General features: G+C 54.8%; 16 protein-coding genes and 1 pseudogene. 7 read left to right on the top strand and 10 right to left on the bottom strand.

Annotated elements, in window-relative coordinates; translation table 11 throughout:
- Window positions 1–130: 130 nt before the first annotated feature.
- Window positions 131–907 carry a nucleotide exchange factor GrpE gene (gene grpE / locus XM38_RS04205; RefSeq protein ID WP_080809449.1) on the bottom strand — a complete coding sequence of 259 codons (777 nt, stop codon included), beginning with the start codon at window positions 905–907 and terminating at the stop codon, window positions 131–133.
- A 421-nt stretch (window positions 908–1,328) separates the two neighbouring features.
- On the opposite strand from grpE, the gene XM38_RS04200 reads away from it, so the two are divergent.
- From XM38_RS04200 to XM38_RS04190, 3 genes are all read left to right on the top strand, one after another.
- Window positions 1,329–3,341, top strand: a complete 2,013-nt coding sequence (locus tag XM38_RS04200) for a GspE/PulE family protein (RefSeq protein ID WP_080809451.1) — start codon at window positions 1,329–1,331, stop codon at window positions 3,339–3,341.
- Window positions 3,342–3,445: 104 nt separating this feature from the next.
- Window positions 3,446–4,579, top strand: coding sequence for a type IV pilus twitching motility protein PilT (locus XM38_RS04195; protein ID WP_080809454.1), 1,134 nt, complete (start codon window positions 3,446–3,448; stop codon window positions 4,577–4,579).
- A gap of 364 nt (window positions 4,580–4,943) precedes the next feature.
- On the top strand, window positions 4,944–6,164 hold the full coding sequence (locus XM38_RS04190) for a type II secretion system F family protein (RefSeq protein ID WP_080809456.1): 1,221 nt from the start codon (window positions 4,944–4,946) through the stop codon (window positions 6,162–6,164).
- On the opposite strand, the gene XM38_RS04185 is transcribed toward XM38_RS04190, so the two are convergent.
- The 6 genes from XM38_RS04185 to XM38_RS04165 form a co-directional block, all read right to left on the bottom strand.
- Window positions 6,158–7,906 (bottom strand): ABC transporter ATP-binding protein, encoded by a 1,749-nt coding sequence (locus XM38_RS04185; RefSeq protein ID WP_080809459.1) that lies wholly within the window; start codon window positions 7,904–7,906, stop codon window positions 6,158–6,160. The two genes, XM38_RS04190 and XM38_RS04185, sit on opposite strands and share 7 nt — an antisense overlap.
- 58 nt (window positions 7,907–7,964) lie before the next feature.
- A complete protein-coding gene (locus XM38_RS04180) occupies window positions 7,965–9,074 on the bottom strand; it encodes a YdcF family protein (RefSeq protein ID WP_187329270.1) in 1,110 nt (369 codons plus the stop codon).
- Window positions 9,075–9,216: 142 nt separating this feature from the next.
- On the bottom strand, window positions 9,217–9,606 hold the full coding sequence (locus tag XM38_RS25725; protein WP_187329269.1) for a hypothetical protein: 390 nt from the start codon (window positions 9,604–9,606) through the stop codon (window positions 9,217–9,219).
- Window positions 9,607–9,913: 307 nt separating this feature from the next.
- Window positions 9,914–10,846 carry a DUF1517 domain-containing protein gene (locus XM38_RS04175; protein WP_080809464.1) on the bottom strand — a complete coding sequence of 311 codons (933 nt, stop codon included), beginning with the start codon at window positions 10,844–10,846 and terminating at the stop codon, window positions 9,914–9,916.
- Window positions 10,847–11,045: 199 nt separating this feature from the next.
- Window positions 11,046–11,267, bottom strand: coding sequence for a sulfur carrier protein ThiS (thiS, locus tag XM38_RS04170; RefSeq protein ID WP_080809465.1), 222 nt, complete (start codon window positions 11,265–11,267; stop codon window positions 11,046–11,048).
- Between the two features lie 4 nt (window positions 11,268–11,271).
- Complete coding sequence (locus XM38_RS04165; RefSeq protein WP_088429160.1) at window positions 11,272–12,351, bottom strand: thiamine phosphate synthase; 1,080 nt, start codon at window positions 12,349–12,351, stop codon at window positions 11,272–11,274.
- Window positions 12,352–12,564: 213 nt separating this feature from the next.
- Here XM38_RS04165 and XM38_RS04160 point away from each other — a divergent pair, with 213 nt between their 5' ends.
- Window positions 12,565–14,517 (top strand): DUF1565 domain-containing protein, encoded by a 1,953-nt coding sequence (locus XM38_RS04160; protein WP_088429158.1) that lies wholly within the window; start codon window positions 12,565–12,567, stop codon window positions 14,515–14,517.
- A gap of 165 nt (window positions 14,518–14,682) precedes the next feature.
- Here XM38_RS04160 and XM38_RS04155 read toward each other — a convergent pair whose 3' ends face one another.
- On the bottom strand, window positions 14,683–15,405 hold the full coding sequence (locus XM38_RS04155; protein WP_202978822.1) for a TrmH family RNA methyltransferase: 723 nt from the start codon (window positions 15,403–15,405) through the stop codon (window positions 14,683–14,685).
- A 290-nt stretch (window positions 15,406–15,695) separates the two neighbouring features.
- On the opposite strand from XM38_RS04155, the gene XM38_RS04150 reads away from it, so the two are divergent.
- The 3 genes and pseudogenes from XM38_RS04150 to XM38_RS28630 all read left to right on the top strand — a co-directional run bounded on the left by XM38_RS04150 (window position 15,696) and on the right by XM38_RS28630 (window position 18,550).
- Window positions 15,696–15,974, top strand: coding sequence for a hypothetical protein (locus tag XM38_RS04150; RefSeq protein ID WP_088429156.1), 279 nt, complete (start codon window positions 15,696–15,698; stop codon window positions 15,972–15,974).
- A 3-nt stretch (window positions 15,975–15,977) separates the two neighbouring features.
- A complete protein-coding gene (locus XM38_RS04145; protein ID WP_088429154.1) occupies window positions 15,978–17,339 on the top strand; it encodes a cobyrinate a,c-diamide synthase in 1,362 nt (453 codons plus the stop codon).
- Window positions 17,340–17,531: 192 nt separating this feature from the next.
- Window positions 17,532–18,550, top strand: a pseudogene (locus XM38_RS28630) (IS630 family transposase).
- A 1-nt stretch (window position 18,551) separates the two neighbouring features.
- On the opposite strand, the gene XM38_RS04135 reads toward XM38_RS28630, so the two are convergent.
- Entirely contained in the window at window positions 18,552–18,767 is a 216-nt protein-coding gene (locus XM38_RS04135; RefSeq protein ID WP_080809473.1) for a hypothetical protein, read from the bottom strand.
- A 100-nt stretch (window positions 18,768–18,867) separates the two neighbouring features.
- Window positions 18,868–19,833 (bottom strand): integron integrase, encoded by a 966-nt coding sequence (locus XM38_RS04130; protein ID WP_080809476.1) that lies wholly within the window; start codon window positions 19,831–19,833, stop codon window positions 18,868–18,870.
- Window positions 19,834–20,166 lie beyond the last annotated feature (333 nt).

Here is a 20,166-nt window from a genome sequence, read left to right as displayed (position 1 = left end):
CAACGTTAACGCATGTTGTCTCAGATGGCCCACTCTTGGGCACACACTCGAAAAACAGCCGGAGAAGTTGCAGTCTCGGCTCCTACCTTAGCCGATAGGATGCATATCCCCTAGGTTACCTGTGATCAGGTTAATCTTCAGGGGCTGACTCTACCTCCTCAGTCGACGGGGTGTTGGGTTCGGGAGCAGTGGCAACCTTGACCATGGCATGGCGCAGAACCCGCTCTCCCAGTAGATATCCCCGCACCAGCTCTTCCATGATGGTGCCTTCTGGATATTGATCGGTTGGCTCACGCATGACGGCTTCATGAAGGGTGGGATCGAATTCTTGCCCTTCTGCCCGCATGGCTGATACGCCGAGCCGTTTGAGGCATTCAACTAGCTGTTTATAGACGCTCTGATAACTTTTGTGGATGGTCATTTCTTGGTCTGTCTGGGGCTTGATTTGCGATCGCGCCCGCTCGAAGTTATCGACCACTGGCAACAACTCACTGATGGTGTTGCACTTAATCTGAACTTCGAGATCCTCTTTCTCTTTGCTAGTGCGTTTCCGGTAGTTGTCGAAATCGGCCGCGATCCTAGCGTACTGGCCATTGCGATCCTCAAACTGGGCTTTCAAAGTAGCCAGCTGGCGCTCTAAATCGGCCACGATGGCTGGGTAATCAATACCCTCTGTGGATTCCGACTGATCAACTGCTTCAGCAATTGCCTCAGCGCCATCAGGAGCAGCCGTTGATTGAGCCTCCACTGAGGGTGCCTGGTTGCCCTCGAAGTCAATGTTGACCGCTGCATCCTCCTCCCGTAGTTCTTCGACATCATTGTTCTCACGGGTATGGTCGGCAGGGTTGGTGGCCATTTCAGGTGCGTTGTCTTGAGGGTGGTCAGTGCGATTCACGTTGTCAATCATGGTGCTCGGATCTGAATGCCAACAAACAATTAGTAGGAAGAATGGAGACCCTGACATAACTTGTTACGACAAGGTCCATTCATTTACGGCGGGGCAGACTTCCCTTGAAGATTAACTTATATTATTACGCGGCTTTGCCCAGCGCGTCTTACCCTACCTCGGAATACCTTGTGAGGCCCACCGTCCTACAATCGGCCCCGTACAGGCTAGCCCTGATCCGAGGCCAGAGCTGAGAGGACTAAGAAGACCACCATTTTCGGGATGGGCTGAGTATCGCTTTAGGAAAAACATTGGTAGAGTCCGGAGGTATGCAGCTATCATCGGGGGACAAGGGGTAAGCTGTAGATGGCTGAGCCCCCGTGCTTAAAGTCGCTATGACATGAATTTTGGCAGGCTCGGTTAAGGATTCTTTGCATCAGCTATGACTAACTCCTCTTCATCGCGGCGAGCGCTCGTTCTGCAAAGGAGCTTCTCACCCTTCGGCAATAAGCTGATCCAGGCTGGTTATGTGGACTCGGATCAGATGCAGCAGGCACTGGTTGAGAGCCGCAAATCGGGTCGTAGCCTCACGGATGTGCTGGAATCGATGACGGGGCAGCAGCTTTCGCCAGAGCTCCTGCGTCAGTATAAGAAGCAGCAACTCTTTGAGTTGAAGATTCTCTACGGGGTAGAGTCGCTTGATCCAGAAATTGACAGTATTTCCAATCAGCAAATTACCCAGCTGATTGATTCGCTGATTCCGGTTGACGTCTGTCGCCGCCATCGTCTAGTGCCCTTGTCTCGCGATGATGATAATGAGGTGCCTTCAGTATTGGTGGCGATGGTCGATCCTGAGAATTTAGAAGCTCAGGATGATCTAAACCGCATCTTACGTCAGCAAAACTTAAAGTTGCGACGCATGGTGATCACCGTTGAGGACTATCAACGGCTGATTTCTGGCTACCTGGATGAAAAGGTGGCGCGGGAAAGCAAAAAGGAGCTGGATGAGGCGGTTGATGTTACCACCAGCTTAGAGGAACTGGATCTCAATGAAGTCGATGCGTTAGGGACCATTGCCGAGGAAGAGGCTGATCTCGGGGAAGCCCTCAAGGATGCTGGGGCGGCTCCGGTCATTGCCCTAGTCAACAAAATCTTGGTTAAGGCATTGCAAGAGAATGCCTCCGACATCCATGTGGAGCCTCAAGAAGATCACCTGCGGGTACGGTTCCGCAAGGATGGCGTCTTGCGGGAAGCCCTGCCCAAAATGCCTAAGAAGATTATTCCAGCAGTGACGGCCCGCTTTAAGATCATTGCTGAGCTGGATATCGCGGAGCGTCGGGTACCTCAAGACGGCAGAATCCGACGGGCCTTTCAGAATCGCAAGGTAGACTTTCGGGTTAGCACGTTGCCGAGCCGTTTTGGCGAAAAGGTGGTGTTGCGAATCCTGGACAATACCTCCACTCAACTGGGGTTGGATAACCTGATTACCGATGCAGAGACCTTGAAGGTTGTGCAGGAGATGGTGTCTCGTCCCTATGGTTTGATTTTGGTGACGGGACCCACCGGCTCTGGTAAAACCACGACGCTCTATTCGGCCCTGGCCGAGCGCAATAGCCCTACGATTAATATCAGTACGGCGGAAGATCCGATTGAATATACGCTGGCGGGCATCACGCAGGTACAGGTGCTGCGGGAGAAGGGGATGGATTTTGCCTCTATCCTGCGGGCCTTTTTGCGACAAGACCCCGATGTGATCTTGGTGGGTGAGACCCGTGACCCCGAAACGGCTAAAACGGCCATTGAAGCTGCCCTGACGGGGCACTTGGTGCTGACAACGCTCCATACCAATGATGCTGCCGGTGCGATCGCACGTCTTGATGAGATGGGCGTAGAATCGTTTATGGTCTCCAGTGCTCTGATTGGGGTACTGGCTCAGCGACTAATGCGCCGTGTTTGCACCAATTGTCGCATTGCCTACAGCCCTAGTGTCGAGGATCTGGCGCGATTCGGCCTCACTGCTTCCCGTGAGAGCGAGATTACCTTCTACAAGGCCAATACCCTTTCTCCCGAACAAATCACGGCTGCCAATCAAAATGGCACCCTCTGCCGCCAGTGCCAGGGCGGAGGTTACTCTGGCCGGGTAGGGGTTTACGAAGTCATGCGTATTACCGAAAACCTGCAAAAACTCATCTCCGAGGGAGCCCCAACCGAGCAAATCAAGGAACTTGCTGTTGACGAGGGCATGCAAACGCTGTTGGCCTATAGCCTTAACTTGGTTCGGCAAGGCTACACCACTCTAGAAGAAGTCGAACGAGTGACCTTCAGCGATACGGGGCTTGAATCTGAGTTGAAGGCCCGGCGCCGGGCTTCTCTTACCTGCTCCAATTGCGGTGCTGGCCTCAAGCCCGAATGGCTAGATTGCCCCTATTGTCTCACCTCCCGTTTCCAAAATTAGGGCTCAGCTGATCGCGACACAGCCCAATTTGGGCACCCTGTCCTCTAAGCTTTGGTACAGATTGCCCACCGACTTGGACCCCATCACAACCACGAGGTAGCCCTATGGATTTAATGATTGAAGACTTAATGGAAGAGGTCGTTGAGAGAGGCGGATCAGACCTACACCTGTCAGCAGGATTGCCCCCCTACATTCGAATCAACGGCAAGCTGACCCCCACCGACCATGAACCCCTTTCCCCAGAAGGGTGTCAGCGCCTTATCTTCAGCATGCTCAACAATACCCAGCGCAAGAACCTAGAGCAAAATTGGGAGCTGGACTGTTCCTATGGGGTACGGGGTTTAGCGCGTTTTCGGGTCAATGTCTACAAGGATCGAGGCACCTATGCAGCTTGTTTACGGGCCCTCAGCTCCAAAATTCCCAGCATGGAAGTTTTAGGCCTGCCCAATATCGTCCGAGAACTCTCAGAAAAGCCCAGGGGCTTAATCTTGGTGACTGGCCCCACCGGATCGGGGAAATCCACCACTCTGGCATCCATGATTAACAACATCAACATGTCTCGGCCAGAGCACATTCTCACCATTGAAGATCCCATCGAATTTGTCTACGAGCCCATTAAGAGCTTGGTACACCAACGGCAGATCGGTGAAGACACCAAGAGCTTCGCCAACGCTCTGCGGGCAGCCCTGCGGGAAGACCCCGATGTCATCCTGGTGGGTGAAATGCGGGATTTAGAGACTATCTCCCTGGCGATCACCGCTGCTGAAACGGGCCACTTAGTCTTTGGCACTCTTCATACCAGCTCAGCCGCCCAAACCGTTGACCGCATGGTGGATGTATTTCCTCCAGAGCAACAACAGCAAATTCGGGTGCAGTTGTCCAACTCCTTGGTGGCCGTCTTGAGTCAGACACTAATGCCCAAGCTGAACCCGAAACCCGGTGAGTTTGGCCGGGTGATGGCCCAGGAAATCATGCTGGTTACCCCAGCCATTGCCAACCTGATTCGAGAAGGTAAGACAGCCCAGATTTATGGAGCGATTCAGACGGGTGGTAAGTTGGGCATGCATACTCTAGAAATGGTGCTAGCCAAGCTCTACAAGGAGGGAAGCATCTCCTTTGAGGCCGCTATGTCTAAGACCTCTCGCCCAGACGAACTCCAGCGTCTCATTGGCACTGGCCCTGCTGCGGCCCAGCCCCCTGGGAGTCGACCTGGAGGCTATGCCGGCACCCGCCGTTAATCAGGGACAGTCATCGAGGACAGCGATCGGGATTGGTCTGTAGTCAGACGTCGGAAAAAGGGAAAAGATAACAGGCCAACCAGTCTGCTGGCAGGCTTTTATGCTAAGTTTGCAGCATATATTGCCTTCGTCAGGGAGCTCAGGACATTGGACAATTCTACTATGTCCAACCTAGAGAGCTATCTGACAGCTTGCAGCCAGAAAATTGGTCCTGGCCTGCTTTGCTTATCAGGCTAGGGATATCCCAGCAGGAGTCGTGAGCAGTTGCTGAGCACCGTCTATGTCGGCGTCAAGGACTAGGATGCCCCCTCTTTGCCGAGAGCCTTACAGGGCTAGAGTTTATGAGTTAACGGCTTGAACAGCTATGCCTACCTATGTTGCCACTGGCCGAGATACCACCGGACAATCCAGACGAGAACGCGTCAATGCGGCCTCTCCTAACGATGCGCGTACTCTCCTAAGAGAGCGAGGGCTGTTCATTCAAGACCTTCGCGAAGAGCGAGGGTTCAATTTAGATTTAAAGGATCTGCAGACAGCGCTAACGACGGTTAGCGTTAAGGACAAAGCGGTCTTTTCACGACAATTTGCCGCCCTAGTGAATGCTGGGGTGGGGTTAGTGCGAGGCTTGGGAGTCCTGGCGGAAGAGTGCCCCAATCCCAAGCTGAAGCAAGCGGTTCAGGATGTCAACGCAGAAGTTCAGCAAGGCACCAGTCTGTCAGACTCGATGCGCAAGCATCCCCATTGTTTCGATAATCTCTACGTGAGCCTGATCCAAGCGGGAGAAGTCGGCGGGGTGCTGGACGAGGTGCTGAACCGTCTGGCTAAGCTGCTAGAAGACCTGAACCGATTACAGAACCAGATTCGCTCAGCACTAACCTATCCAGTCACGGTGGGAATTTTGGCGGTGGTGATTTTCATCGCCATGACCGTCTTCTTGCTGCCAACATTTGCCGAGATTTTTGAACAGTTCGATGCTGATCTGCCCGTATTCACCCAGATCATGCTGGGAATCAGTGATTTTCTGCGGCAGCCTCTCAATTGGGTGTTGGCAGCTGCTGTGATCATCGCGGCAGGCTTTCTGTATCGGCGTTACTATGCCACGCCAGTGGGGCGTCGCACCATGGACCGTTTCTTCTTGAAGATGCCCCTGTTTGGAGATCTGATTCAGAAGACAGCCACAGCCCGATTTTGCCGTACCTTTGGGGCCCTATCTCGCTCCGGGGTGCCGATTCTTACCGCCTTGGAAATTGTGCGAGACACGGCTGGTAACCAGGTGATTTCAGATGCGGTGGAAGAGTCTCGCAAGGAAATTCAGACGGGCGGCATGATCAGTTTGGCGCTGCAGAAGCACCAAGTCTTTCCGATCATGGCAATTCAGATGATTAGCATTGGTGAGGAAACCGGAGAGCTCGATCAAATGCTGATGAAGGTGGCTGACTTCTACGAGGATGAAGTAGAACAGGCGGTCAAGGCGCTGACCAGCGTGATTGAGCCTTTGATGATTATTTTCTTGGGCGGTATGGTGGGGTCGATTCTGATCTCGATGTACTTGCCCATGTTTAGAATCATGGAAGTGGTTCAATAAAGCACTTCTTCCAATTTGTGTTGTTCCCAAAGGGACCGATAGAGGCCAGGCTGATCGAGGAGCTGTTCGTGGTTGCCTGACTGCACTACTTGACCGGCGTCCATGACCAAAATCCGATCGGCTAGGGCAGCAGCTCCCATCTGGTGGGAGATAAACAGCACTGTCTTTTGCTGAGCTCCCTGGGATAGATTTTTCAGGATCATGGTTGCGGTTTGATTGTCCACACTGGATAGGGCATCATCCAGGATCAAAATGGGGGCGTCTATCAGTAGGGCTCGGGCTAGCGCAGTGCGCTGACGTTGGCCTCCTGAGAGGGTAATGCCCCGTTCACCGACAATGGTGTGGTATTGCTGCGGAAAGTTGCGAATTTCTGGATGAATTTGAGCTTGTTTGGCCGCGTACTCTACATTGACGAGCTCATCTAAGGGTTCACCATAGCGGATATTATCCCCAATGGTTGCGCTGAATAGAAAACTATCTTGGGGAACATAGGCAATCGTGCGACGCAGATCCCGGAGAGCGAGTTTGGTGACATCGTAACTATCTAGAAAAATGTGACCGGAGGCAATGTCTAATAGGCGGGGTAAGGCATTGGCCAGGGTTGATTTGCCCGATCCAACTGGTCCCACAATGGCAACCGTCTCGCCAGGAAACACCTCGAAGTGCACGTGGTTGAGGGCCGGTGTTGGGGCGTTGGGATAGTGGTAGGTCAGATCTCGTACTAACAGATGGCCTGTGATCTGCTCGGGGTCGATGGCGATGGGATGGGATGAATTTTGAATTTGAGGCTGGGCATTGAGGATGGCCTCTACCCGGTCAATGCTGACTTCGCCCCGTTGGTAGGCGGTGATGGTAAAGCCTAGGAGAGCGGTGGGAAAGACCAGACGTTCGACATAAAGGATCAAGGCGACAAAATCACCTACTGATAGGGCGCCATTGGCGATGGCACTGGCACCGGTGGCCAAAATGACAAGGAGGCTGATACTGGCCAGTCCCCCTAACAGCGGAAAAAGAGTATTGCGGGTCCTGGCCAAGTTGAGATTGGCCCTCAGTAAATTCTGGTTTAGGCCCTGAAAGGCTTGCCGTTCGTTGGCTTCCTGGGCATAAATTTTAATCAGGGCGATGCCGCTGAGGTCTTCTTGAATCAGATCACTGAGGCGGGAAAGCCTTTCCTGGACCTGGAGTTGTTGGTTGCGGAGACGATGACTAAACATCTGGACCAGCACCAGCATCAGGGGATATACCGCCAGGGCAATCAGGGTTAATTGTACGCTGATGGAGAGCATCACCGGGACGGTGAAGGCGTAAGCAAACAGGATATTGACTAAGCTGAGGACGGCAAAGCCCAACAGACGCCGAATATTGTCAACGTCACTGGTGGCTCGGCTGATCAGTTCTCCGGCTGTATTCTGACTGAAATAGGCTGGTTCTAGGGTGAGTAGGTGTTCAAACAGTTGCTGCTTGAGGTTGAATTCGACTTGCCGCCCGACGCCGAAGATGGTGATGCGAGACGCCATGCGGATCAGCCACATCAGGGAAGCCAGGACTAGCACTAGCACAACATAGTAGGTAACTTTGCTAAAGCTAAAGGTCACCTGCAGCTGGTCGATACCATCCCGAATCAGCAAGGGTATCCAGACGCCTAGGAGGTTGACAACCATTAGGGCTACCATACCCAGGCTGGCGCGACGCCAGTGCGGGCGCAGATAGGTGCCGAGTTTTTGAAGATGCGATCGCGCCATAGGATCTGCCGTGTCTGTTTCCTCATCCTAGACGAAATTGACAGACGGCTGGGCAGCCTTAGGGTTGATAGGTTTCGACTACGGTCTCCCAACGAACGTTGAAGGGCGGTAGCCAGCCTCGCAAGAAGTAATAGATGGACGTGAGTAGTTCTTCCCAGTAGCGGGTAGTGAGTCGCAGGGCTTCCACGCTAGGAATCAGGTCAGCCAGCTGGGCTAGGGTATCATCGCCGGTGGGCTCGGTGTAGCCGTAGAGGTTGGTGGGCCAGGCTACCACCTCTAAGCCAGTTTCTTCATAGGTCAGGGCAGCCCGGCGCATGCTCAGGGCCGGGGCCACCAAGACAACCCGGGTCCGCTCCCGCTCTGGGGTGTCGTCATCGGTGAGGAGTCCCCGTTCGTCTAATAAATCTCTCACCGTTTCAGCGCCGCGATGCATATCCATGCCGGTGTCTTCCACCACGATGCGATCGGCGGGAACACCGCCATTGGCTAACTGTTGGCGCAGGGCCTGGGATTTCTGTTGCTGCTCTTCTTCGGAGCCAGCCACCGGACCAGCGGTGACGATTACCAAGGGATTGATGCCTTGGTTACGGAGACTGCGGTGTAGAGAGGCAGCACTATTGAGGCGAGAGGTCAATTCTGGAGCGAAGCTGTTGCCCTCATCGATCTGACTAGGAAAGTCATCGGGGATATTGGGGGCATCCATGGGCTCGCTGACAGCGACGATGGCCGCTACTTGGGACACGGGCACATCGCCCACTGCTGGACAAATGTCGGTGCAGAGTTCCCGCTGGGCATTATAGGCTTCTTCCACTGCCTGTTCCGCCTGGGCTACCAAGGTACGGGCCAACAGTGGGATGCTACTCAGCAATAGGATAGACAATGCGATCGCAACTTGGCGGCCTTTGACTTTTTTTAGGCCTTCGCTGAGGGAAAACACCAGTAACAGTACCGCCGCTCCCAAAGGCGTCAGGGGCAGGGAAATCACCTGCCAGATAGCACCGATGGTTTGATCGTTAGGGTCGATAAACGACAGTACGATCAAGGCCAGGATAATGGCCCCACCAAACCAAGTCAGAAAGTTCCGGGGAATGAACTTGAGCAGCACGTACCAGATCAAGAGGCCGACGGCTGCCCAAACCAGGATCCGGGTCAATAAAACGAGTAGCATCTCAGCAGTCTTATCCCCGCGCGAAGGTGCGGTTACCGTGATTGCCTTAATGATGATACACAGGCATAGCAGATTTGACGCAGATTTACGCCATTTTTGCGGTTTTCTTATTGACCTGGGCCTAATCTCAGAAGCAACAGCCTCAGCATCCCAGATGATTATCTTCAATCCACTTGATGACGTCGGTTTCCGATTCGGCGTAGAGGGTCTTGCCGGTTCTGGGATCGAAGGCATACCACCAGAGTTGCCCGGCTTTATCCTGCAGAGACTTAACCTGGAGCTCTGGGGGAGACCATAGGGCGCGTTCGAGCCATTGCCAAAATCGAACCAGCCGATTGCCATCGTTGGATTGACCCCAGCCCATCTGGAGCTGTTGCCGCTCCTGCTCTAGTAGGGCCAGTAGCTGCTCATCGTGGCGGATTTGAGCCGCTGCTATCCGCTGCTCTAGGCGTGCTAATAGGTTAGTGCGATGAATATTGAGCAGCTGGTTAGGGGAAGAATCTGGGGGCCATACTGGAACGCCGTTGGTCATCGATACCTCCCGTAGTTAAGACAGTTCATGTCCCTTTTAATCTATCCAGTTTCTGTATTAAAGACTACTTTTTATAGATCAAATGTCGCGAATCGATAACATTTTGGGGTTGTAGTTGTTGCCGCTGACGAGACCTGAGATAGATCTAAACAGCCCTAGTCGACTCCCTCAGGAACTGACAACGGTCCTCTTGCAACAATGGCGCAACATTACCTGAACCGAACAAAACCCGGGGCATTGTGCTGCCCCGGGTAGCTGGGTCAGGGAAACTGACGTCAAGGCCAGGCATGTTGCGGCCGATGGCAATCTAGACCAGGGTGAGATTGGGATATGCGGCTAAGACTTCATCGCCCGTCAAGGTTTCCCCCGTTTGTTGAGGGGTCCACAGCACTTCCACGGCCAGCAGCCGGTCGCTGGAAATGGCCCCGATCTGGCTCAGGGCTTGGCGCAAATCCTCGGCATTGCGCACCGTCGGCAGACTCAGGCGCCCCTGGGCTGCTACCAGCAGGGTAGCCACGATATATTCTCCGGGGGCGTAGTTGGCGCCGTCAGCGGTGGCTGTAGGGGCTGTAGCCTGCTTGAATTGGCTATTGACGTTAGAGAGGGTTTCTTCGGAGACTTTGCTACGCTCGGCCAGGGTGAGCCGGTTAAACTCGGCTTCGGCCTTTAGCAGCGGGGTTTGAGTCGACTCGACCGCTGCATAGGCCCAGTAATCTGGGTGGCGTAACAGCGCTAGGGACGCTTCTTGCAGCACTTGGGTGAGACCGACGGCGCTGCCGGTGTTGGCCGTTGCTGCCATGCGGTTGAGATCGTCCTGCAGGCTGCGAGCCTTGGCCAGTAAGCCTACCTGGAGCTTGGCAACGGCTACAGGTGGATTATCGCTGCCACCGAAGCTGTCCTCATTACGGAAGCTACGAAAGCTGCGGACCAGGAAATTTGCGATCGCAATGAAAATCAGCAGCGAAAAGAGGCCACCAAAGCCGCCACCAATACCGAAGAAGGGAAAAATGAAGGGAAAGCCAAAGCCACCGCCATACCCTCCCCCAGACGGTCCCCGGTAGGAGCGAGATGGCGGGGCATAGGGACGGCTAGGCATGCGAAACCCACCGCCACCGATGCGGCCCCCGCCCCGGGCCGCTAGAGCACTGTCAGCCTGAGTCAACACCAAGGTCAGAATCAGACCGATCACCATCAAGGACTTGAACAGGGGCTGGAAGCACCGCAACAATTGTCGAACCATGGTTGATTAAGAACTCGATAGAGAGTCACATCGTCAATAAACTGTGTACCAAGTCCAGGTAAGGAGCACTGGTTTTCCTGGCCAGACAATCACCAAGGCTGAACTAGAACACGGTTTATTTCTACTCTACCGTTTCCCCTTCAGGGAAGCACCGAACCAGGGGGGGCTAACCAGGGGCGGATTTCCGCAAGAGCGTTCATTAGCCGCCGCCGACGATGGTGACCACCTCCAGGCGATCTCCCCCTTGAATATGGGTCTGAGGCCAGAATTGTCGATGCAAGATTTCACCGTTGTATTCCACGGCCACCAGACGTGGGTTGAACCCCAGCTGCTCTAACAATTGCGGCAGCGTGATCGGAGCCGAGCAAGTATGGGGCTCTCCATTGACTTGGATTTGCACGGTGGATGCAGATGACGTCATGGCATTAAGCAGAAACAGACAGGAGGGACTGGCGAGTCAGAGTCGTCTCAAAAAATTGGCTGCTGAGGGCCGGAGCTTCAGCCTGCATGATGGCCCGCACCACGGCTACCCGCCGGGCTCCAGCCTGAATCACCTGGTCGAGATTGTCTGCATCGATACCGCCGATGGCAAACCAGGGGACTGTAGCGTGCTCTGCAGCGTAGCGCACATAGTCTAGTCCGGCCGCCGCCTTATCGGGCTTGGTGGGAGTGGCAAAGACTGGCCCGACGCCGATGTAGTCGGCCCCCGCTTGGATGGCCCGTTGCATTTCCTCAGGATTAGTGGTGGAGCAGCCAATAATCCGATGGCTGCCCAGCAACTGACGGGCTGTGGCCAGGGGCAGGTCTTGCTGCCCTAGATGAACCCCGTCAGCATCTACCGCCAGGGCCAGATCAACGCGATCATTGACCAGAAATAAGGCTCCGTAACGGTGACATAGATCCTTTAAGACCTGAGCCCGTTGCAGCCGCAAACCATCATCGGTGTGTTTGTCCCGATACTGCACCAAGGGGAGTCCTCCCTGGAGAGCGGCTTCCACCACGGTCAGTAGATTGTCTTGGGGGGCAGTCACTAAATAGGTATGGGCTTGACGCAGTTGATGTTGGCGCTGGTGCCCTAGCAGATCACTCTCTAGGCTGTAAATCTGGTAGCGCAGGTGTTTGCACGCGGTTGCCATGGCTGGCTGATAGAGCTTGCCGTATTCCTCTAGGACCCGCAGGGCTTCTTGCACGCGGCAGAAATTGACCTGCAGCACATCGCTGAGGCTGTGGCGCTGCTCTTCATCGGGATGGCTGAGTTGAGTGCCCCTGTCTCCCGGCGTATCCCGGGCGGCTCTGAGGTCAGGGGTATGCCAGTGAGCCAGGGATTGCCGCAGGTGCTTGAGGTTTTCCGTCAGGTCTTCCTGATTTAAGCCAAAGCGGCACCAGTCTTCTAACACGCGTAGACCTTCCCGGGCCCGATCCAAATTGGCGTCGAGGATACGATAGACTGCGACATCGGCAGTCGTAGTCGCTAGGTGGGGAAATGTCCCAGGCATATCGGCCATAGCTCCCTAGGCAAAGAATAGGTTTCCTGGCCTCGTTTGTCTCAGCCAGGGCACTTAACATGCTAGCAGCTGTGACAGACCTGGCCAGGGCCCCAGGGGCATGACGCCCATGCCGGGGAGGAGAGCATTTGCAAACTTCTGTAAAGCAGATTCAGCGACTCTGCGCATCTGAGCTAATAGTTTGGCGATATCGATGCTGTATGAGTGTGTCCTATGGTGATACTCCGTTTTCCCTTCCTGGCCCTGGCTGCCGTCAGTGGCACCCTACTATATGGCCTAGCTGATGCGGCTATCGCGATGGCAGCAGAGACGTCTCCAGCAGGAGCCTCCCGTCCGTCCCGCCAGGATGGGCAGCTGGCCCGTGGCTATCAGTTAATTCATGTCAATGCGGAAGCGGGTAGCGATCGCATCGGGGATGGTAGTCAGATGTGGCCCCTGCAGACAATTACCCAGGCCCTCAGCCAGGCCCAGCCCAATACAGTGATTTTGTTGGCGCCCGGGGAGTATAGCGCTGCCACTGGGGAGACATTTCCCCTACGGCTGCGACCTGGGGTGACGGTGCAAGGCAGCCCAGGGGGACGGGTGGTGATTCGTGGCGGCGATCGATATCTGAGCCCGGCAGAGGGGCTCCAGACGGTGGCGATTTTGGCGGTGGATCGGGCTGGCCTTGGCAATGTGATCGTCTCTAACCCCCATGGTGGCCATGGGGTGTGGATTGAGTCGGGCAGCCCGGTACTGCAGGACAATGCCTTTATCGGCAACGGACGGTCTGGGGTTTACATCGTCGGCAATGGGGCCCCTCAGATTCGGCGCAATTACTTTACCCAGAATGAGGTAGCGGGGTTGATCATTGGCGGCCCTTCTCAGGCAGAAGTGGTAGGGAACGTGTTCGAAGCCACCGGTACTGGGATTGTCGTGTTGCCAGGGGCAACGCCACGGCTGGCCAATAACCAGATCAGCCATAACCAAGATGGCTTAGTGATTCAGGCCAATGCCCAACCCCTGCTGCAGCAGAACCAAATTAGCCAAAACCGGCGCAATGGTGTGGTGGAGTTTGCCCCCAGCCAGCCAGCCTTCCCTGAGACGGCGGTTGGGCATGCTGCCGAGACAGCTGCCGCAGCCACCAGAGGCACGGATCAGAGCGCGTCTGGCAGCGATGAGGCTGAGACTACGGCAGCCCTGGGCCATCTGCCCGGCAACGACACCGTGACACTGCCTAACCCAGCCGCAGCGGCTGCCTCGAGCTCTTCCGATTTATCTGCCCTCAGGGCCCGCCTGCGGGAGTTGGCTCAAGGCCAGTCAACGGCCCCAGCCGCAGAACAGTCCAGCAGCGATGATGATGTCCCAGAAGATCCGGCTGCTGCCCCTACGGTGGGCGATGCCGAGTCGCTGGCAGACAGTGGAGATAGTTCTGGGAATACGGTGGCTGAGGCAAGGACTGAGAACCTGAGTGGGGCTGAGGCTGGAGATGGAGATGGAGATGGAGATGGAGATGGAGATGCGATCGCATCTGGTAACCAGCCTCCAGCCATTGCCGCTGCCTCTGCTGCTAGATGGGAGCAGCAACAGCAACCGGCTTTAACCCTGGACCGCCTACGAGAACACCTAGCCGCCGGTCAGACTACCACTCCTCATAGCCCCGAGGGCATCAATAGTTCCGAGAGCGTTGCGTTGACCGTCATTCCTCCCCCGGTGACGCCAACAGTGTCTGAGACAACGGTTGCCAGGGACAGCCCGGCTGAGCCGGCCCAGCAATCTCTACCCAGCTCCCAGTCTTCCCAGCAAGAGCCGTCTCTGCCCGAGTTACCCCCTCAAGCCAGGGAATCGGCCCCACTCGAGGTTCCCGGTGCCCGCATTCCCATGGGCCAAGACGGTACTCTACCTACCCTGACACTAAGCCAGACCCCCGCCAACAGCCCTGAAAGCCCGCCGCCACCGCCCTCGCGCGCGTCTGCTCTGGGGTTGCACTACCGGGTGCTTGTTCCCCTAGGGCAGGAAATTACCCCAGCCCAAGTACAAGCTCAGGTGCCTGACGCCTTTCGGGTGCAATTCGATGGCCACCTGATGATGCAGGTTGGGGCTTACCCCGATCGAGCCTCAGCCGAGGAACAAGCCACCCGGCTGAGGGAAGCTGGCTTCGAGGCTGAGATTGAATACACCCCCTAGTACAGGACGGCGTGAATTTGTGCACCGTCTGGCTGAGTAGGGGAGTGGGGGAGTCCTGATCAATTCAGTCTTGCCGCGCAGGCTCCAGTGGTCTGTAGTGCGCTCTCCCAACACCGGTATAGAACGCCTGCCTTTCAGGGCTCTCAGCTGAGTTGTTCAATGTCTTTAAGAAGGCCCGGCTGCCTGCCGTCGTTGCTGCCAAAAGCGTTTTTCCAACTCATCAATGGAGCGCCGCGAGGCCCGATACCATTCCAGACGAATGGCCTCTTGCTGCGCTGGTGTTAGCTGCCACGCTAAGGAAGTAGCCCGCAACCGCCGGGTGATGGGATATAGACACAGGGCCGCACTGACAGAAATATTAAAGCTTTCACTGAAGCCCACCATCGGGATTTGCAAGGTTAGGTCGGCCTCGGTCAGGGCATCGTCAGACAGTCCCTTCACTTCACTGCCCAGTACTACGGCAAGCTTTTGATCTAGGGGAATGTCTTCGGGAACATAGGCTTGGTGATGGGGCGTGGTGGCGGCGATGCGATAACCCTGTTGCCGCAGGTGCTGAAAGCAGATCTGGGTATTGTTGGCGGCGTCTCGATTGTACCGATGCAACGTTAACCACTTATTGCTGCCCATGGTGACCCCCTGATTAACCTTGAAGCGGTTGTGGGTCTCGATGATATGAATGTCTTGTACCCCCATGGCATCACAGGTACGCAGGACGGCGCTGGCATTGTGGGGACTGTTGATATCTTCTAAGACCACGGCTACATGGCGAGTGCGTTGAGCCAACACGGCATCGATCTTGGCCCGACGAGCTGGGGTCAGAAACTGTTCTAAATAATCGAGTAGGGCTGTTTGGTCACTGGCCTCCATGAGGATTAGAGAATAAATCACTGTGGCTTGATTATGCCACCCGCTAATCCTCGTTGCCCTCCTGGGGCTCACGGGTCACCTTACCGTTGATGAGGTACGGCATGGCTTAGAATAATAGCGGTTTTGGAGTAGATGCCCGGCACCGTCGGCAATAGCGCCAAGCAAGCGTCCCCTTGAACTCTGCTCAGGGGATGCTTTTAGGTTTGGAGGGGCTGCTCTCGAAGAGGCTAACTACGCCGCCGTGGGGGCTGAGGTATCGTGTCGCCTGTACATCACTGCCATACAGACATCCCGTTTGGGAAATATCATCAGTGGACAAAACTGTTTTGATTACAGGGGCCCCTTCGGGCATTGGTCAGGCAACGGCTGGAATCTTTCAGCAACGGGGTTGGCGAGTGGCCGCAGCCATGCAGATGGAGAGTGAGGGGTCGTCTCCAGAGATAACGGCTGAGGCCATTTATCGGGCTGCCACCGACGGTTCTTGGTGGTTACGCTACACCGCTGGGGGCAATGCCGGATTGTTGCTGGGGTTGCGAAAGGTGTTGCCGGATCCCATCTTTTTCACCATGATCCGCCGATTAATGGCATAGCCTATGGGATTGGTCATCGCGGGGGAACGCAGTGGAGTGGGCAAGACCACCGTGACGCTGGCATTGCTGGCGGCTCTGAGGGAACAGGGGCGGCGGGTGCAGTCGTTTAAGGTGGGGCCGGACTATATCGATCCTATGTTTCACCGCCAGGTGACGAATCGCCCCTGCTATAACTTGGATCCGGTCTTGACTTCAGAAGCCTATGTACGGTGGGTATATGGGGAACACACTAGGGATAGGCCCTATGCCCTGATCGAGGGAGTCATGGGGCTCTTTGATGGCGCTACTGGCGTCACCGATTGGGCCAGTACGGCCCACATTGCTCGCCTGTTGGAATTGCCGGTGCTGCTGGTGCTGGATGCTAGTCGTCTGGCTGGGTCGGTGGCGGCCTTGGCCCATGGTTACCGCAGTTTAGACCCTGGTCTCAAGATGGCTGGGGTGGTGCTGAATCGGGTGGGGAGTGAGCGGCATCTGGCCCTGCTGAGGGCGGCTCTAGATCGAATCTCAATGCCCATCTTGGGAGTGTTGCGGCGTCAGGACGATATCACCATTCCCGATCGCCATCTGGGGTTGGTGCCGACCGATGAACTCCCCCAGCTGCGGCAGATCTTGCAACGCTTGGCGGTTCTGGGTCAGCAATGTTTTGCTTGGCAGCAGTTGGAACCGTGGTGGCGTCAGCCGCCGAGGGAGATTCCTGAAGCTCCCTTAGATAACCTGCCCCAGCCGTTAGCATCGGCGCGGATCGCGGTGGCCTGGGATCGGGCCTTTAGCTTTTACTATCCTGATAATCTGGCTTTACTGCAGCAAGCCGGGGCCGAGGTGGTGTATTGGAGCCCACTGCAGGATCAGACCCTGCCGGATGATATCCAGGGACTGTACTTCGGCGGCGGCTTTCCGGAGGTATTTGCTGAAGAGCTATCCCATAATTGCAGGCTGCGGCAGCAGGTACAGGAGGCCGTAGCCAGAGGGCTGCCGACCTATGGGGAGTGTGGTGGGCTGATGTATCTGTGCGATCGCATCATTGACTTTGACGGTCGCCGTTGGCCCATGGTGGGGGTCTTGCCCACCACCGTACAGATGGGCACACGATTGACCCTGGGCTATCGCCAGGCGACGGCCTTGCAAGATAGCCTGCTGTTACCCCAGGGAGTCCAGGTGTGGGGCCATGAATTCCATCGCTCCCAGCTGTTGCAATCCCCGGAGGCGCCCTTGTATCGTTTGCGCCGCTACGATGCCACGACCAGCCTGGGGAATGAGGGCTGGCATCGGGGCCATTTGCAAGCTTCCTATGTGCATCTGCACTGGGGCGGCTGTCCTGAGATGGTGACTCGGTTTGTTCACACCTGTGGGGCGCGGTCCCTGTAAGCCGCGATACCCATAACGTAAAACTCTAGCAATAGAGATGGTCAATTCAGTGATTTAGTGGTTGTAATATAGCAATCCGGAATGATTTGTGAAGACATCTCAGTATAATTACGGAAGCTACCTAAACTAGGCTACTGAGGTCTTTCCCGATGCCTGTTGCTCTGTCCGAATCGGCCAAAAAAAACGACTGCGATAGAAGAGCTCAAAACCTTCATCCGCACTGAGCGGGATGGTCGTCAAGTGAAAAAAGTGCTCGCCGTCAAACTGATTTATCAGGATTACACTTACGAAGCCATCATCGCGATTTTGGATGTCTCGTTGGGGCCCTAAGCAAATGGAAACAGGTCTATGAACGGGAAGGTCTCGCTGGCTTTCGGCCCCAACATAAAGGACGTCAGAGTTATCTAACCCCAGAGGCCAAGGAAGCCGTCCTGCAATGGTTACGAACGAAGAAGATCTGGGAGTTAAGCGAATTAGAGTCGCATCTGGCTGAACATTACGATGTCGTGTATGAGTCCAAGCAAAGCTACTACGACTTGTTTAAGGCGGCTGGCATCAGTTGAAAAAAGACCAGTAAAGTCAATCCCAAAGCCGATGCCAAGGCGGTGGCCGCAAAAAAGTCGAAATCCGACGGTTGTTGGCGCGCTACCGGGAGGAGATTGAAGCCGGACGCCTGAGAGTTCTGTTGGTCGATGAGTCTCATTGGCTCAGTGGCGACTTGCAAGGATATGTCTGGGGCCGCACCGATGAGCGGATTGAGATGCCCATCGTGAATGAACGGGACCGTCAAACCTACTACGGGTCACTGGATCTGCTCAGAAAACGCCTGGTGATTCAGGCCCATGCCAAAGGGGACACCACCGAAACCATTGCCTATCTCCAGTGTTTGCAACCCCAATTTCCTGGTCAGCGCTTGCTGATTCTTTGGGATGGAGCGAGTTACCATCGTTCCCACGACTTACGAGCCTTTCTGGCGGAGGTAAATGCGGGATTGGCCCCGGAGGACTGGAAGCTCCACTGTGTCCAGTTTGCGCCCAATGATCCCAGTCAAAACCCAATTGAAGATGCCTGGTTGCAGGCGAAGATCTGGTTACGACGGATGTCGGGCTTAAAGCCCTGTTTTTCAGCCCTCAAAGCGCTATTTGAGCAGTTCTTTAGACTAGATATCTTTGGATTTCCCCAAACTCCACATGTACGGAAGCTTTTCATGAATTAAATGGGATTGCTATAGGGGTGATCTTGCTGATCAATGGCAACGTTCAACTTTCGCCCGATAAAGCCCGCGACCTGCTCATGGATTCCAGTCAGTTCCAAGCCAATGCACTCCCCATCAATTAGTTCGTACTGAGAGGCATCGCCATAGCGATAAATAAAGTAGCGATAAATAAAGTCACGGGCAGTCAGGAGATAGGGCTGAAAGTGGACCATGGGACGGCTCTGTTCCAGCAGGCAACAGGCAACCTATTGAGGTGTGGTTCTATTGTATGTTGGTCCCACCGACTCAACAATTACAGGCTAACTAGCACAGCTACCCATCCAGCGGACTACGTACCCCACACCCACCTCGATTCAGCACGTGGGTATAAATCATAGTCGTCTTTACATCCTTGTGCCCTAGCAGTTCCTGCACAGTGCGAATGTCGTAGCCATCTTCAAGCAGGTGGGTGGCAAAACTGTGTCGAAACGTATGACAACTGACTCGTTTTGGGATACCGGCCTCCCGAACTGCCTGTTTGAGCGTTCGCTGCACGCTACTTTCATGTAGATGGTGTCGTCTAACCAGCCCACTGCGCGGATCTTTGGATCTTGATAGAGACGGAAATACAAATTGCCAAATCCAGGCGCGATCGGCATAGGGATATTTGCGTTCTAATGCAAAGGGAAGATAAACCGAACCATACCCCCGGTCTAAATCATGCTGATGAAGCCGCCTCACATGCTGTAGATGCTGCCGTAGAGGGTCAATCAAACTGCTTGGGAGCATTGTGACTCGACTTTCGTGGCCTTTGGCATCACGGACGATAATTTGACGCTGGGCAAAATCCAAATCTTTGACGCGTAGCCGCAATCCTTCATTGAGCCGTAAGCCACTACCGTAGAGTATCTGAATCACGAGGCCGGGACTCTTAGTCACCCGGCTGAGTATTGATCTCACCTCAGCCTTGGTGAGCACCGTTGGCAAATACCGGGATGGCCTAGCCCGGACAGCATTGATAGAGCTACCTAAGTCTTGGTTCAAGACCTGACGGTATAAAAACAGCAGAGCACTGAATGCCTGATTTTGAGTCGAGGCTGACACCTGCTGTTCAACAGCGAGATGAGTCAAGAATGCCTCAATCTCAGCACTACCCATTTCCTTGGGATGCTGCTTGTTGTGGAAAAGGATATAGCGACGAATCCAACCTACGTAGGTCTGCTCAGTTTTATAGGAATAATGTTTCAGCCGAATAGCATCTCGAACCTGGTCGAGCAGCTTCCTAGGTCGGGGTTCCATGGGTGAGTAGCAGACACATGAGTAGGACTAGTGTACTAAATATCACACTGGAATATATCCATACTCTAAATAAAGTTTTGCTGAAGTTAGCCGGATAACTCACCGTTTCAAGGCTATTATCTGCGTCAAGTGCTGGATAACACCCCTGATTGGGATCTTATCGAGCTTTCTAGCCGCCTAATCCCTGGATTTAGGGTGATTAGATTGCATAGATGATGGATACCCCCCTCAATCGGGTGATTAGACCGGTTTTCTGCTGGCTATATCTTCCCTGAGGAGTATTATCTAGCACGAATGGTAGATAATACCTCCGCAGAGGTGGATTAGACCGCT

This window comes from Halomicronema hongdechloris C2206 (assembly GCF_002075285.3).
Lineage (GTDB): Bacteria > Cyanobacteriota > Cyanobacteriia > Phormidesmidales > Phormidesmidaceae > Halomicronema_B > Halomicronema_B hongdechloris.
This window is presented reverse-complemented; position numbering and strand designations above follow the sequence as displayed.

Bases quoted from the DNA above. Each gene is read 5' to 3' on its own strand.
- grpE (WP_080809449.1), bottom strand. From the start codon at position 907: ATGATTGACAACGTGAATCGCACTGACCACCCTCAAGACAACGCACCT.
- XM38_RS04200 (WP_080809451.1), top strand. From the start codon at position 1,329: ATGACTAACTCCTCTTCATCGCGGCGAGCGCTCGTTCTGCAAAGGAGC.
- XM38_RS04195 (WP_080809454.1), top strand. From the start codon at position 3,446: ATGGATTTAATGATTGAAGACTTAATGGAAGAGGTCGTTGAGAGAGGC.
- XM38_RS04190 (WP_080809456.1), top strand. From the start codon at position 4,944: ATGCCTACCTATGTTGCCACTGGCCGAGATACCACCGGACAATCCAGA.
- XM38_RS04185 (WP_080809459.1), bottom strand. From the start codon at position 7,906: ATGGCGCGATCGCATCTTCAAAAACTCGGCACCTATCTGCGCCCGCAC.
- XM38_RS04180 (WP_187329270.1), bottom strand. From the start codon at position 9,074: ATGCTACTCGTTTTATTGACCCGGATCCTGGTTTGGGCAGCCGTCGGC.
- XM38_RS25725 (WP_187329269.1), bottom strand. From the start codon at position 9,606: ATGACCAACGGCGTTCCAGTATGGCCCCCAGATTCTTCCCCTAACCAG.
- XM38_RS04175 (WP_080809464.1), bottom strand. From the start codon at position 10,846: ATGGTTCGACAATTGTTGCGGTGCTTCCAGCCCCTGTTCAAGTCCTTG.
- thiS (WP_080809465.1), bottom strand. From the start codon at position 11,267: ATGACGTCATCTGCATCCACCGTGCAAATCCAAGTCAATGGAGAGCCC.
- XM38_RS04165 (WP_088429160.1), bottom strand. From the start codon at position 12,351: ATGGCCGATATGCCTGGGACATTTCCCCACCTAGCGACTACGACTGCC.
- XM38_RS04160 (WP_088429158.1), top strand. From the start codon at position 12,565: ATGGTGATACTCCGTTTTCCCTTCCTGGCCCTGGCTGCCGTCAGTGGC.
- XM38_RS04145 (WP_088429154.1), top strand. From the start codon at position 15,978: ATGGGATTGGTCATCGCGGGGGAACGCAGTGGAGTGGGCAAGACCACC.
- XM38_RS04135 (WP_080809473.1), bottom strand. From the start codon at position 18,767: ATGGTCCACTTTCAGCCCTATCTCCTGACTGCCCGTGACTTTATTTAT.
- XM38_RS04130 (WP_080809476.1), bottom strand. From the start codon at position 19,833: ATGGAACCCCGACCTAGGAAGCTGCTCGACCAGGTTCGAGATGCTATT.